Below are 13,265 nucleotides of genomic sequence, written 5' to 3'. Positions count from 1 at the left end.
GCTTAGGAAAAATCGTTTCTAAAATAGGAACTGCTTAGGCGTCCAGCTCGCCGGCAATCACATTCATGCTGGAAAGGATCACAATCGCATCTGACAGCTGCGTGCCTACCACCATTTCTGGGTATGCCTGATAATAGATAAAGCAAGGTCTTCTGAAGTGCAGACGATACGGCGTGCGGCCTCCGTCAGACACTAAATAGAAGCCCAGTTCTCCGTTACCGCCTTCTACTGAGTGGTATACTTCACCAGCCGGAGCGTCAATCTCACCCATCACAATTTTGAAGTGATAGATAAGCGCTTCCATGTTGCGGTACACCGCTTGCTTTGGCGGCAGGTAGAACTCCGGCGCATCGGCGTGGAACGGACCTTCCGGAAGGTTGTCCATGGCTTGTTGGATGATGCGTAAACTCTGCCAGATTTCCTCGTTACGTACCATGAAGCGGTCGTAGGTGTCACCCTTGGTGCCTACCGGAATCTCGAAATCGAAGTCCTGGTAAGAAGAGTAAGGGTTCATGACGCGCACATCGTAATCCACGCCCGCAGCACGCAGGTTAGGACCGGTGAAGCCGTAATTCAAGGCGCGCTCTGCGGTGATAGGGCCCACGTTCTCCACCCGGTCAATGAAAATCCGGTTGCGGTTGAACATGGTTTCAAACTCGGTCATCACCTTAGGAAAATTCTTCAGGAAATCTCTGATCTTCTCAATAGCTACCGGGGATAAATCACGCTCCATGCCACCCACTCTACCCATGTTGGTCGTTAAACGGGCACCGCAGATTTCCTCGTAGATTTCGTAGATTTTCTCTCTTTCTTGGAAAACGTACAGGAAGCCGGTAAAGGCTCCGGTATCTACCCCAAGAATTGAGTTACAAATCAAGTGATCGGCAATACGGGCCAATTCCATTACAATTACCCGGATGTACTCGGCACGTTTTGGAACCGTCACGCCCAACAGCTTCTCTACCGTCATCCACCAGCCCATGTTGTTGATGGGCGAGGAGCAATAGTTCATGCGGTCAGTGAGCGGGGTGATCTGGTAAAAGTTACGGCGCTCCGCAATTTTCTCGAAGGCGCGGTGTATGTACCCAATAGTCGGCACACCAGACACAATCTTCTCGCCATCCATTTGCAGGATATTCTGGAAGATACCGTGCGTGGCCGGGTGCGTAGGTCCTAAATTCAGGGTGGTGAGCTCCTGCATGTAGGAATCTGGGGTAACTATCTGTGTATTCTGTTTGGCTAACTCCATGTGGGAACTTAGTAGTAAGCAGAAACGCCGGCGGCCTTGTCTCTGGAACAAAGCCGTTGGCGTTTATGAAGTTTATCTTCCGAAGAAGGTATTGATCTTGTCTTCGCGGGTCTGGTCTTCCAGCGGAAACTCTTTGCGCATTGGGAACGCCTCCATCTCCTCCACATTCAAAATGCGGATAAGGTTAGGGTGTCCTTCAAAGCGGATGCCGTAGAAGTCAAAGGTTTCGCGCTCCATCCAGTTGGCGGTGGCGTACAGGTTAGTGGCCGTTGGCACCACGGCATCGTCTTCAGAGAAGAAGATTTTGATGCGCAGCCGCACGTTATGCACCAGGCTGTGCAAGTGGTAAATCACGCCTAATTCCTGCCCCTTATTGTCAGGGTAATGAATACCGCATAGAGTGGTCAGGAATTGAAATTGCAGGAAGGCATCATCATACAAGGCTTGCAGCATTGGGATGATGTTTTCCCGGGTAGTGGTCACGGTCACAAGCCCGTAGGGCTCATGCATATCAAACAACTGGTCGCCAAATTTCTCTTGCAGCGCTTGTACCAGCAGTTCGTTGGTTAGTTCGGCCATGCCTTATTTAATGTTGTAAGAAGCCAGTAATGCTTGATATTCCGGGGAGTTCCGGCGTCGGAGCGACTCGTTCTCGGCTAAATCCTGGATACGCATCAAGCCATCCAAGATCTGCTCAGGGCGTGGCGGGCAACCAGGCACGTACACATCTACGGGTACAATGCGGTCAATGCCTTGCAACACGCTATAAGAGTCAAAAATACCACCGCTGGTAGCGCAGGCGCCTACGGCAATCACCCAACGAGGCTCAGCCATCTGCTCATACACCTGTTTCACCACCGGACCCATTTTCTTGGCAATGGTACCCATTACCATCAAAAGGTCGGCCTGGCGGGGCGAGAAGCTTGGGCGCTCAGACCCGAAGCGGGAAATATCATAATGCGAGCCCATGGTAGCCATGTACTCAATGCCGCAGCAGGAGGTAGCAAACGGCAATGGCCACAAAGAGTGCTTACGGGCCAGTCCAACTACTTTCTCCAGGGAAGTGGCAAAAAAGCCGGTTCCTTCTACCCCTTCTGGGGCGTCTACCATGGTTAAATTGCTATTGTTATCGCTCATGAGTCTGTTTTCGCTTAGTTTTCAGAAGAACAGGCCTTAAACCGGCCTCTTTCTGAACACTTTATCGCTTGTAAAAGTTTGCCGTCATCACGGCTAATTCTAAGATTATTCCCACTTGAGAACACCTTTTTTAATCACGTAGTAGAAACCGGTTAACAGCAGTCCCATAAACATGAGCATCCAGACAAAGCCATCTAACCCTAAGGCTCTAAAATTCACAGCCCAAGGATAAAGGAAGATCACTTCCACATCAAAAAGTACAAACAGGATGGCAATCAGAAAGTATTTGATGGAGATAGGAGCACGGGCATCGCCTTTAGACTCAATACCGCATTCCCAAGAGGCATTTTTCACTGCGCTTTTACGTTTTGGGCCAATCAGGTGCGTTACCACCATAGAGAACACCACAAAACCAAGCGCCGCCACAAATTGAATCACTATTGGAAGATAATCTCCCGGTAAATATTGTGCAGGGACAGTTGTTTCCATATTATTAAGGGATTTGGTGCAAAAGTAGGCACTTAAACCTAAGATTCAAACTAAAAAGCATTTTGCACGGGCTTACTGGTTCAGCCTTACCTCTAACGAACAACCGTTCTGCTTATTTTACAAAATCAGAGGCATGAAATCGTTTTTGTTTAAAAAAATTAGAAAAAATTAGGGATTCTTGTAATATTAATTAAAATTAAGGCACTAATGGTCATGAGTTGTGTAATCACACGCTCGCAATCAGAAAGAAGTCCCTCCTTCTCTATGGCTGCCCTTAGTTTTTAAAGTAAGTTTTCTTCAACTCGATAAAAGCCCAACTACTTTAGTTGGGCTTTTTCCGTTTAGACCCAAATTGAAAAAGTCACTTTCTGCTCTACCTTTGCACCCTTCCGGAACTTAACGGCACGGTATCTGCATTCGGCTGTTACGTTCTTGAAAGACGCATTGGACCTGTATGTATATGAATAGAAAATATCTAATAGCTTTTGTACTACCGCTGGCACTTCTGCTGGCGTTTGCCCCTAAACTGAAGAAAGTGACCGTAGCCAAAAACGTATCGCTTTCTATTCCGCAGAACTTTGAGGTATTGCCCGATGACGGTATTGCCCGCGAGTACCCGGCGGCCCGTAAGCCCTTAGGCGTCTTCACCAGCCCCGACGGCCAGATTGACATCAACGTGAACCAACGCCCCAGCACGTTCCCCGCTGACGACATTAACATTCTGTTACCTTTTTACAAGGCCTCTATCCAGCGGATGTTCACCGAGGTGCAGTTCCTGCGTGAGGAGAAACAGACCATCAACGGCCGTGATTTTCTAGTGTATGAATTTGTCTCTACCGTACGCGATGAGCGCCGCACCCGCAACATGGCCCCTATTCGCAAGTACACGCTTATTCAATACACGTTCCAGAAAGACCAGATGGTGATTTTCAGCTTTAACTCCCCGGTAGCTCTGCAAAAAGAGTGGCAGGAAACGGCTCGGGCTGTGATGGCGACTGCCAGTGTGAAGTAGTTTCACCTCAGAAAATAATTGCTTTTGTTTGGGGCCTGTTTTTCAGAAAACAGGCCCCAACTGCTTTCTACACAACCAAAGAACTTATACAGAGTAAAAATAGGCTACTGTTTCCAAATAAATTACACCTGTGCTTAGCATCCATTCAGACGAACACTTCATGCGCGAGGCCTACAAGCAAGCGCAGTACGCCTTAGAAGAAGGCGAGATTCCCATTGGCGCCGTGGTGGTCTGCCAGAACAAGATCATTGCCCGTGCCTATAACCAAACGGAAAAACTAAACGACGTTACGGCGCACGCCGAGATGCTCGCCTTCACCGCTGCTGCCAACCATTTGGGCAATAAATACCTACATGACTGCACCCTGTACGTGACCGTAGAACCCTGCGTGATGTGCGCAGGCGCGAGTTACTGGTCGCAGTTGAAGCGGGTAGTGTACGCCACCAATGACGAGAAACGCGGCTACCGTAGAACTGGCGTGAATCTGCTGCACCCAAAGACCGAATTAGTCACCGGCATCTTGGCCCACGAGTGCGCGCAATTGATGACGGAGTTTTTTCGGGCAAAAAGAATTTAGTTTATCTTTGGCCCGTTCCGTATTAATAACAGAACCATTGTATTTCTAACCTAAAACCACATAAAACTATGGCATTTGAACTTCCGCAACTTCCGTATGCGTACGATGCGCTGGAACCGCACATCGACCGTCAGACAATGGAAATCCACCATACCAAGCACCACCAGGCCTACACTACTAACCTGAACAATGCCATTCAAGGCACTGAAAAAGAAGGTCAGTCTATTGAAGAAATCCTGCGTGACGCCGCTAAAACCCCAGCCATCCGTAACAACGGCGGTGGTTTCTACAACCACAACCTGTTCTGGACTATCCTAGCTCCAAACGCTGGCGGAAACCCAACCGGCCCGGTAGCCGAGGCGATTGACAAAGCATTTGGTTCTTTTGATGCCTTCAAAGAAGAATTCACCAAAGCCGCTACTACTCGTTTCGGTTCTGGCTGGGCTTGGCTTTGCGCCGTAGAAGGCGGTTCTGTACAAATCTGCTCTACCCTGAACCAAGACAACCCACTCATGGAAGGTGTTGATTCTTGCGGTGGCGTTCCAATCTTAGGTTTGGACGTTTGGGAGCATGCGTATTACCTGAAATACCAGAACCGTAGACCAGAGTACATTGCGGCTTTTTTCAACCTCATCAACTGGGACGAAGTAAACCGTCGTTACGCACAGGCCAACGGCTAAGCGATAATCAATATGTATGGAAAGGGTCTTGCTGTAACAGCAAGACCCTTTTTTGTTTTCCCCGATTCATGTCCGCTTTTAAGCCAATTTTCAGAAATCAGGTTTAAAGCAGTCACCACCATCGCTGGCGCCGTGTCCGTCCGCATAACAGAATCACTTTTGTTGATCAGCTAGTTAAAGAAGATCAGGAAAACTTGCGGACACGAGCCGGAGGCTCGCGCCAGCGGTTACTTCTTGTAATTTCGTTTTGCTTCTGTTTTCAGAAAATCAGCTTAGAGCGATGTTCTCTTGTCAGGCACTACAACCCGCACAATAGCCCGAAACCCACGCGTTCACATTCGTGGCGCGATATCCTTGAGGTAACGAAACTTGTACTTTCTCGGCCAGGCATTCTACCTTCTGGCAGTTCAGGCACCGGAAGTGGAAGTGGTCGTGCGTGTGGTGGTTCTGCTGGCAGCCACGGCAAAGGGCGAAGTAAGCCTTTCCGTCATCAGAGACAATTCGGTGCGCCAAGCCATCCTCGCAGAACCGGTTCAAGACCCGGTAGATGGTTACTCTATCGGCCTCTCCTTTCATCTTCTGCTCAATCATGTCTTGGCTCAAGGCCGAGTCAGAAGTTTGCAGCATACCTAAAATTTCCTGCTGGGCGGGGGTAGTTCGTCTTTTCATCTCAAATAATGCAACAATGTTGCAATAGTAATTCTTTTTTCTACATTTGCCAAAAAACATTCACCCTTGGCAACCTCTGGAAGAGAATTCTAAAGAGTAGCGAATCAGCACGCACTCCGTTGACGCTTTCTGCAGTAGCCATACAATAGATAAAATCCATGGAAGAGAGAACAGATGTTGATGTCATCATCATTGGCGGAAGTTACGCCGGACTTTCCGCCGCCATGGCGTTAGGCAGGTCTCTGCGCAAAGTGCTTATCCTGGACACAGGCCCTCCCTGCAACCGACAAACGCCGCACTCCCACAACTTTCTTACGCAGGACGGCGAGACACCAGCCGCCATTGCCCAGAAAGCCCGGGAGCAGGTGTTGGCCTACCCCACGGTTACGTTTAAGGCTGAGGAAGCAGTCAAAGCAACCAGACAGGACAATGACTTCCAGGTGGCCACCGCTTCAGGAGCTACTTATAGGGCCCGCAAACTCATCTTCGCCACCGGCATAAAAGACCTGATGCCTGACCTGAAAGGCTTTGCCGAGTGCTGGGGTATTTCAGTACTACATTGCCCTTATTGCCACGGCTATGAAGTTCATAACCAGCAATGGGGCATTCTGGCCAATGGTGACATGGGGTTTGAACTGGTAAAACTTCTATACCACTGGTCGCCTAAACTCACGTTGTTCACCAACGGAAAACCTACGTTCACCCCTGAACAATTAGAGGTGTTACAGAAAAAACAGGTAGCGGTGGAAGAAAAAGAATTGGCAGAGTTGCTGCATGACCAGGGTTATGTGCGGCAAGTGGTATTTACAGATGGTTCTACCCGGGAGGTAAATGCCATTTTCGCCCGGCCTGCATTTGTGCAGCATTGCTCTATTCCACAAGAATTGGGCTGTCAACTAACAGAGACCGGCCATTTGCAGGCGGACGCTTTTCAGAGAACCACCGTACCAGGTGTCCTAGCCGCCGGAGACGCAACCACCATGATGCGGACCGTGGCCTTGGCAGTTGCAGCGGGATCAATGGCTGGTGTAATGGTGAATAAAGAATTGATGGAGGAGGATTTTTAAGTTGTTTTCTGGAAAATAGCCCTAAAGCAAGGGCAACACGTACCTGCGCACGATTTTACAGGATAAAATTGTAATATAGAGCTTAGATTAATAAGCTTTTATGGAGGTATTTTTGCTTTTGGTGTTGGTGGGGTTGGCGCTCTGGTTTGGTACCAGAATCTCGAACCATTTGCTGCAGCACCGCCAGGAAATGCGTGAGGTACGGGAAGAACTGACCCGCTTACGGGAACAAATCAGCCGCTCCACGGTTCGTTCGTCCCTAGACGACGCCACAGAAGCAAGGCGGAGAGAGGCCGCTTTCCAGTCTGCTCCTTCACCCTCTGATGTTTCAACTCCCTCCTTTCCTGCGCCTCCAGTTTCCGCTCCGTCCCCGGTGATTACACCACCTGTTCCGGTTTCTGTTGAACCTCCGGTGGGGCAACCTACCCCATCGCTGGTTCAAGAACCGGTGCCAATGGCTGCTTTCACCTCGGCTCAGGAGCCTTCTGTTTTTCAAGATCTGCAACCTGCTAAGCCATCTATCTTTTCGCGCAAGTTAGATTGGGAAAAGTTCATTGGCGAGAACCTGATCAACAAATTGGGGATTGCTATTCTGGTGCTAGGCATCGGGTTCTTCGTGAAGTATGCCATTGACCAGGACTGGATAAATGAGATTGGCCGCGTGGCTATTGGATTGCTGTCCGGTGGTGCTTTGCTGGGCGTCGCGCACCGGCTACGGAAAGACTACAAAGCCTTCAGTTCGGTACTGATTGGCGGCGGCATGGCAGTGCTGTACTTCACCATTGCCATTGCCTTTCATGAGTACCAGATCTTTAGCCAGACGGTGGCGTTCCTGTTAATGGTGGGCATTACAGGTTTTACCATCTTTCTGGCAATGGCTTATGACCGCATGGAACTGGCGGTGCTGGCCTTGATTGGGGGGTTCGGGAGCCCGTTCATGGTGAGTACCGGCGAAGGCAATTACCTGGTGCTGTTCGTGTTTATTTTACTCCTGAACGTGGGCATTCTGATTCTGGCGTATTTCAAGAAGTGGAGTCTGCTCAACCTGATTGCTTACGGATTCACCATCATTCTCTATGGCAGCTGGTTCGGCACCCGCGTGGTGGGAATGGCTAATCCGCCGTACGTGGGGGCACTGGTTTTCGCGACGCTGTTCTACCTGGTGTTCTTTTTAATGACCATCATCTACAACGTGAAGGAACGCCGGAAATTCACCGGTCCCGAGATCATGATGCTGCTGAGCAACACGTTTCTGTATTACGGCGTGGGCATGTACGTGATGTCGAAGGTAGCCGGCGGAAGTTACCGAGGCCTGTTCACCATCTCGCTGGGCGTCTTCAACTTTGCCTTTGCCTACGGGCTTTACCGGAGCAACCGCGTAGATCGTAATCTGGTGTACCTGCTCATCGGCTTGGTCTTAACATTCCTAAGTTTATCGGCGCCCATCCAGCTGGAGGGAAATTACATCACGCTGTTCTGGGCGCTGGAGGCGGTGTTGTTGCTCTGGCTTTCGCAGCGTTCCGGCATTCAGTTGATCAAATACGCCTCTGTGCTGGTGCTGTTCCTGATGCTGGGGAGCCTGACCATGGACTGGCTGGATTATTCCATCTCCCGCGAAGGCTTGCCGCTGCTCATAAACAAACTCTTCATTACCGGGATAGTAGTGGTGGCCTCTTTGGCAGGAACCTGGTGGCTGTTGGCCCGCGAAAGCACCGACTTACTGCAGGGCAGGTTTATGACTTCTTACCGCACGGTGGTAGGCATTTTACTCGTGCTTTTCCTGTACCTGGTGCTTCTACTGGAGCTACAACACCAACTTGCTCATTCTACTTTGAGCGGTGATGTACAGGTGCAACTCCTGGGCTTTTTCCATTACCTGTTCTTGCTGGGACTGCTGTGGTGGAGCCGAAGACTGAAAAACCCTATTTACGGCAGAATCATCATGGGTTTGTCAGTGGTTGGGTTGCTGGCGTACGGAATCAACCTGCAGCCCTCGGCCAGTTACATCCGGAACGGCTATCTGTTCAACCAAACCGAAACTTTCACTGCTTTCCTAAGCCATTACCTGCCGCTGATCACGCTGGTTCTTTTGCTGGCGGCGGTACTCAGAAAAGTGCACCGGGAGTTTGGCTTTGCGAGCAGATTTGGCAAACTAAGCCTATGGCTAGCCAGTGCCGCTGGTGTCTTCCTGCTCAGCTTTGAGTTAGTGCATTTGTGGCTGTTGAAGTCGCACCCCACCTCTGCTGAGTTGTATGACAGCATGGGCCACATCCGGAAGATAGGCTTCCCAATTCTATGGGGCGTGATCTCGTTTGTACTGATGATGATGGGCATGGCCAGGAAAATCAAGACCCTACGCATTATCTCGCTCACCTTGTTTTTCCTCACGCTGCTCAAGCTCTTCCTATTTGATGTGCGGGATATGACGGAAGGCGGAAAGATTGCAGCCTTTATATGCCTGGGCGTGCTGCTGCTGGTAATTTCGTTTATGTACCAGAAGCTCAAAAACCTTATTTTAGAAGGAGAAACCAAGCCTCTGGAGGCTAGCCCCGTTCCCCATGAAGAGTAAGCTGCTGCTTCTATTCGCCGGATTACTGCGATGCTATCTGCCCGCTTACGCGCAGGATTTTGCGTGGCAGGCTCAGCTGGCACCTGCCTCCCAGCAGGGTTATCACCGCATCCTGCTTTCTCCGCAGGTAACAGGTTATTCTCAACCTAACCTGGAGGACGTCCGGTTGTTCAACCCAAATGGCCAACAGGTGCCTTACTTGTTACGCACAGAGGTGCCCGTCCAGTACCGCACGTTGTTTAAGCCTTACCAGATTCTGAGCTATACCCGCCGTCCGGGTGGAGTGTCAGAGGTTTTGGTGCACAATCCGGAAAAACGGAGCATAAACAACATCAGCCTGCGCATTGGCAATGCCGAAGTCCAGAAGCAGGTTTCGCTGAGCGGCAGCGATGATCAGCAGGTTTGGTATGTGCTTAAGGACCGGGATTTGTTGTATGCCATCCGGAACACGAAAAGTACCTCCGAAGTCAAGCTGCTGGACTTCCCCTTAAGCAATTATCGCTACTTCAAGTTACAGCTTAATGACTCCACCAGCACTCCGCTTAATATTCTGCAGGCGGGCTACTACGACACCTTCTCTGAGGCCGGGAAATACACCCGCATTCCCATTCAGGCGCTTACCCGTCGGGATAGTGCCGAGAACCACACGACGTATTTACGGATAAGCTTCGGGCAACCCGTGTACCCCGAGCAGGTAGCGCTGTATATTTCAGCTCCGCAACTTTACCACCGCCCCGGCAAATTGGTGCTGGGCGAACAGAAGGTATATGAACGCCGCAGAAGGAAAAGACGCCAAGCCCGTATGAAGGAAATCTCGGTACCGCTGCTGCTAAGCTCTAATGCTCCGGCGGCGCTGGACCTGCCACGCCAAAAGGTGGAGCAACTGACTATTCAAATTGAGAACGCCGACAATCCGCCATTGAGCATTGACTCTGTACAGGTGCTTCAGCTTAACCGCTATCTGATTGCGGCACTAGAGCCCAATCAAACCTACACGCTGCGTTTCGGGAATGAGAAACTGAACGCCCCAGAGTACGACCTGCAGTACTTCCAGGACAGCATCCCGAAGGAGATGCCCATTGTTCAGGTGCAGAACTTCAAAATCCTTTCCGCAGTGAAATCCAAAAAACAGCCTAAAAGCTCCAAAATCCTGATTTGGGCAGCCATTGCCGTATTGGCGGTTGGGCTGGGCTACATGACCGTGCGGTTGCTGCGTGATATGGAAAAAAAAGGCTAAAGCACCAGCACCGTATCAAAGGTGTAGCTCTTTAGCCTTTTCTATCTGGTCGTTTAAAGGTGTTTTTGAAGAAACAGCCTCTAAACAGAAACTTTCTCATTCATTGCTGCTTTTACATCCTGCGTTTGAAGGAAGCCTATTTGCAGGGTCAGCATTTCTTTTTTCAACCGGAAGCATTTCTCCCAGGCAGTACTTACAAAAATACTTAAAGCTTCCGTTAGGGCAGAAAGCGCATCGTTATCAAAACCTTCCTGGGTAAAATAGGCAGCCTGATGCTGGGTGTACGTCTCTAGCTTATTTTGCTGTTCAGCCGTTAGACAGCGGGTATACAAAAGCTCTTGTAGAAGTTCGTGGAGGCGTTCTTTTACAACTCCTTCCTGCTCCGTTACCTCCGTCATAATAGCTTCCGCGCTCTCCATTGTCATTTCTGAGTTGAACACGGGCTGCAGCGTTTCAAACAGGCGCTGATACAGGACCGTGTCTTCCTCAGCCTCGGTAGTGGCGGCAAATAACTGCTGGTAGGCAGAGGCCAAAGCTACTTTCTCAGACTCTGAGGAAGCTTGTTGCACAAAGAACTGGAAGACCTTTTGGTCTAATTGGGCTAACTGTTCCTGCGCTTCTTTTAGTTCGCTTTCTAAAACTTGCTGCACCGTAGCAGCCTCTTTGGTGCTGTATTTTTGTCCGTCAAAATCAAAGGTTTTGACATCATACATTCCCTTCTGCAAGCTTTTCACCATTTCCATATCCCTTTCCAAACACGTGATCTTCTCAGGTAACTGGCAGTTAGTGTCGGCAAGCAGGTCGTTAAACTGGAAATCAGGAAGCGCGCTGGCTTGGGCCTGAGCTTTCTCCAGGTCAAAAGCATTGAGAACCCGGTCATCATAGAAGCCTTTGTAGGCTTTGTCAAAGCTGCGCTCATCTATTTCAGCGTCTATCTTCTGGGTGAAGCCTGCAAGGGTTAAAAACTGGGGTGCCGAAGCAAACTCAGCTTTCTCATAAACTTTCGCAGTCATTTGCTGCTGCACTTGCTCCACATCTCTAAACAGCACCCAAGCCGGGTCATGCATCATCACAGCAGGAATGTTGAGCAATAAAAGGTGAGCTTTCCGGTCATCGGTGCTGGGGTGAGAAGCCCATTGGTCTTTAATGATGATTCGGCTCTGGCTGAAAATAGCCAAACTCTGAGCATTCACCTGCAACAAGCCGTGCGCCATAGGTATATTAAAATCATGTGAAAAGCGGTGCATAAGTGCATCGTGCTGCGGGTACATGTTGTCTGCTTTTAGATTCTCATTAAACCAGGAATTGTAATGGTTGAAAAGTTGAGAATAGCAGATATCGGCAGCTTCTATGCGGCGGAGACTGGTGATGAGTGGCTCAGATCCGGTCACGAAGGCGGCTACTGAATCAGCGTGAAATTCCATCTGCCGCGAAAGGCTCATGTAAGGCTTGTTCACTACCACATAGGCTTTCTGCAGCACCCACTGTATGCCTTGAACAATCTTCACTGTCAGGCCTGCGAATAAGGCAAAGTACCCACTGATATTAGACCATTTCTCCAGGGTTTTGCCATAGCCTTCATTATCATACAGCATGTTATAGATGGCCTTGTTCACGTTGTACACGTAAGACCCCAGCTTCATGCTGCGCTGCGAGAAGTGCCCAAACTCATGCGCCAAAATGGCTTTAAACTCAGTGATGTTTACTGAATTCACCAAGCCCAGTCCAATCACCAGATTCTTTTTCACGGGCAAAAACATGCTCCAAAAACTGGAGTCATAGAAAACGGCTGCGTTTACCTCTGGTGACAGATAGATTCTTTTGGGAAAAGGCGTCTGCGTTTCCTGCGTGATATTCCGGATGAAGGCAAAAAGCTCTGGCTGCTCCGCTTCGTGAAACTCCACCATACCCGAACGGTCGGTTTTGCTACGCTTAAAACTGAACTTAAGCAAGAAAAACAAAACCATGAGCCCTAGGCCAGCCAAGCCCAACCCTAACATGAGGGTGAAAAACGCCGGTTTCAGCAGCACCAACATTACTCCGGCATACCCGCACAACACCGCTAACAAGATAGCGGCTGCCATTAACGCCACGTACACTACCGCAAAAAATGCAATAGCACCAGCAACATTCACAACTTCTTTTTTAAACGCTGCGGAGGGGGTAATAACCTGCTCACCTACATTTTGAGGCATAGGTGGATACGGAAAAGATGCTTTCATCTGATGAGGATTGTTTAGACACTCTCAATATATTAACAAAATCAATTATAAAATATAGTAAAACTTAATTATTATGAAATTTTAAAGAAGTTCGCCTTTTCCCTTGGCATCTAAAGCATGCATAGTAGTGCCAGAATTCTGTCTTAGCCCTGTCTTCAATAGGTAGCACCATTACCTCCTTTCCTACCCTCCACTTGTACTAAGAATCTCAAGAATGCATGATCCTAATGATTTCTATGATGCTTTTTAGGCAAACTTTCTAAAAATTGCTTCCAAAATAGACCAGGCATTCTCCCTGATTGCCCTTTTTTCAGTAGCTTACTGGTTGCATTCCAAACACCACCTAAACAAACACAA

General features: G+C 49.3%; 12 protein-coding genes. 6 read left to right on the top strand and 6 right to left on the bottom strand.

The annotated features are described in order from the left end of the window. Positions 1 to 34: 34 nt before the first annotated feature. From nuoD to DC20_RS10670, 4 genes are all read right to left on the bottom strand, one after another. On the bottom strand, positions 35 to 1,249 hold the full coding sequence (gene nuoD, locus DC20_RS10685; RefSeq protein ID WP_062543821.1) for an NADH dehydrogenase (quinone) subunit D: 1,215 nt from the start codon (positions 1,247 to 1,249) through the stop codon (positions 35 to 37). A 72-nt stretch (positions 1,250 to 1,321) separates the two neighbouring features. After that, positions 1,322 to 1,828, bottom strand: coding sequence for an NADH-quinone oxidoreductase subunit C (locus DC20_RS10680; RefSeq protein ID WP_062543820.1), 507 nt, complete (start codon positions 1,826 to 1,828; stop codon positions 1,322 to 1,324). Positions 1,829 to 1,831: 3 nt separating this feature from the next. Then, positions 1,832 to 2,386: an NADH-quinone oxidoreductase subunit B gene (locus DC20_RS10675; RefSeq protein ID WP_062543819.1), complete on the bottom strand. Its 555-nt coding sequence runs from the start codon at positions 2,384 to 2,386 to the stop codon at positions 1,832 to 1,834. Positions 2,387 to 2,491: 105 nt separating this feature from the next. Beyond that, entirely contained in the window at positions 2,492 to 2,875 is a 384-nt protein-coding gene (locus tag DC20_RS10670) for an NADH-quinone oxidoreductase subunit A (protein WP_062543818.1), read from the bottom strand. A gap of 460 nt (positions 2,876 to 3,335) precedes the next feature. On the opposite strand from DC20_RS10670, the gene DC20_RS10665 reads away from it, so the two are divergent. From DC20_RS10665 to DC20_RS10655, 3 genes are all read left to right on the top strand, one after another. Beyond that, positions 3,336 to 3,887: a hypothetical protein gene (locus DC20_RS10665; RefSeq protein WP_062543817.1), complete on the top strand. Its 552-nt coding sequence runs from the start codon at positions 3,336 to 3,338 to the stop codon at positions 3,885 to 3,887. A 130-nt stretch (positions 3,888 to 4,017) separates the two neighbouring features. Further along, positions 4,018 to 4,464, top strand: a complete 447-nt coding sequence (locus tag DC20_RS10660) for a nucleoside deaminase (protein WP_245652192.1) — start codon at positions 4,018 to 4,020, stop codon at positions 4,462 to 4,464. Between the two features lie 68 nt (positions 4,465 to 4,532). Beyond that, on the top strand, positions 4,533 to 5,144 hold the full coding sequence (locus DC20_RS10655; RefSeq protein WP_062543815.1) for a superoxide dismutase: 612 nt from the start codon (positions 4,533 to 4,535) through the stop codon (positions 5,142 to 5,144). A 291-nt stretch (positions 5,145 to 5,435) separates the two neighbouring features. Here the strand turns inward: DC20_RS10655 and DC20_RS10650 are convergent, their stop codons facing one another. Next, positions 5,436 to 5,813 (bottom strand): Fur family transcriptional regulator, encoded by a 378-nt coding sequence (locus tag DC20_RS10650; protein WP_062543814.1) that lies wholly within the window; start codon positions 5,811 to 5,813, stop codon positions 5,436 to 5,438. A gap of 158 nt (positions 5,814 to 5,971) precedes the next feature. Here DC20_RS10650 and DC20_RS10645 point away from each other — a divergent pair, with 158 nt between their 5' ends. The 3 genes from DC20_RS10645 (at position 5,972) to DC20_RS10635 (ending at position 10,686) form a co-directional block, all read left to right on the top strand. Next, positions 5,972 to 6,880 (top strand): NAD(P)/FAD-dependent oxidoreductase, encoded by a 909-nt coding sequence (locus DC20_RS10645; protein ID WP_062543813.1) that lies wholly within the window; start codon positions 5,972 to 5,974, stop codon positions 6,878 to 6,880. A 100-nt stretch (positions 6,881 to 6,980) separates the two neighbouring features. Beyond that, positions 6,981 to 9,449, top strand: coding sequence for a DUF2339 domain-containing protein (locus DC20_RS10640; protein ID WP_062543812.1), 2,469 nt, complete (start codon positions 6,981 to 6,983; stop codon positions 9,447 to 9,449). Continuing rightward, positions 9,439 to 10,686: a DUF3999 family protein gene (locus DC20_RS10635; protein WP_062543811.1), complete on the top strand. Its 1,248-nt coding sequence runs from the start codon at positions 9,439 to 9,441 to the stop codon at positions 10,684 to 10,686. Before DC20_RS10640 ends, DC20_RS10635 begins: the two co-directional genes overlap by 11 nt. An 80-nt stretch (positions 10,687 to 10,766) precedes the next feature. Here the strand turns inward: DC20_RS10635 and DC20_RS10630 are convergent, their stop codons facing one another. Continuing rightward, the gene (locus DC20_RS10630) at positions 10,767 to 12,908 is read right to left on the bottom strand and encodes a M48 family metalloprotease (protein ID WP_083470297.1); all 2,142 of its coding nucleotides are present in this window, start codon (positions 12,906 to 12,908) and stop codon (positions 10,767 to 10,769) included. Positions 12,909 to 13,265: the final 357 nt, after the last annotated feature.

Origin of the sequence: Rufibacter tibetensis, from assembly GCF_001310085.1 — a bacterium.
In the GTDB taxonomy this organism is placed as follows: domain Bacteria; phylum Bacteroidota; class Bacteroidia; order Cytophagales; family Hymenobacteraceae; genus Nibribacter; species Nibribacter tibetensis.
Note: the sequence above shows the minus strand (reverse complement) of the source record. Positions and strands in the feature narration are given on the sequence as shown.

Excerpts from the sequence above, each read along its gene's own strand:
- DC20_RS10645 (WP_062543813.1), top strand. The coding sequence starts at position 5,972 with ATGGAAGAGAGAACAGATGTTGATGTCATCATCATTGGCGGAAGTTAC.
- DC20_RS10680 (WP_062543820.1), bottom strand. The coding sequence starts at position 1,828 with ATGGCCGAACTAACCAACGAACTGCTGGTACAAGCGCTGCAAGAGAAA.
- nuoD (WP_062543821.1), bottom strand. The coding sequence starts at position 1,249 with ATGGAGTTAGCCAAACAGAATACACAGATAGTTACCCCAGATTCCTAC.
- DC20_RS10675 (WP_062543819.1), bottom strand. The coding sequence starts at position 2,386 with ATGAGCGATAACAATAGCAATTTAACCATGGTAGACGCCCCAGAAGGG.
- DC20_RS10650 (WP_062543814.1), bottom strand. The coding sequence starts at position 5,813 with ATGAAAAGACGAACTACCCCCGCCCAGCAGGAAATTTTAGGTATGCTG.
- DC20_RS10655 (WP_062543815.1), top strand. The coding sequence starts at position 4,533 with ATGGCATTTGAACTTCCGCAACTTCCGTATGCGTACGATGCGCTGGAA.
- DC20_RS10630 (WP_083470297.1), bottom strand. The coding sequence starts at position 12,908 with ATGAAAGCATCTTTTCCGTATCCACCTATGCCTCAAAATGTAGGTGAG.
- DC20_RS10670 (WP_062543818.1), bottom strand. The coding sequence starts at position 2,875 with ATGGAAACAACTGTCCCTGCACAATATTTACCGGGAGATTATCTTCCA.
- DC20_RS10665 (WP_062543817.1), top strand. The coding sequence starts at position 3,336 with ATGAATAGAAAATATCTAATAGCTTTTGTACTACCGCTGGCACTTCTG.
- DC20_RS10640 (WP_062543812.1), top strand. The coding sequence starts at position 6,981 with ATGGAGGTATTTTTGCTTTTGGTGTTGGTGGGGTTGGCGCTCTGGTTT.
- DC20_RS10635 (WP_062543811.1), top strand. The coding sequence starts at position 9,439 with ATGAAGAGTAAGCTGCTGCTTCTATTCGCCGGATTACTGCGATGCTAT.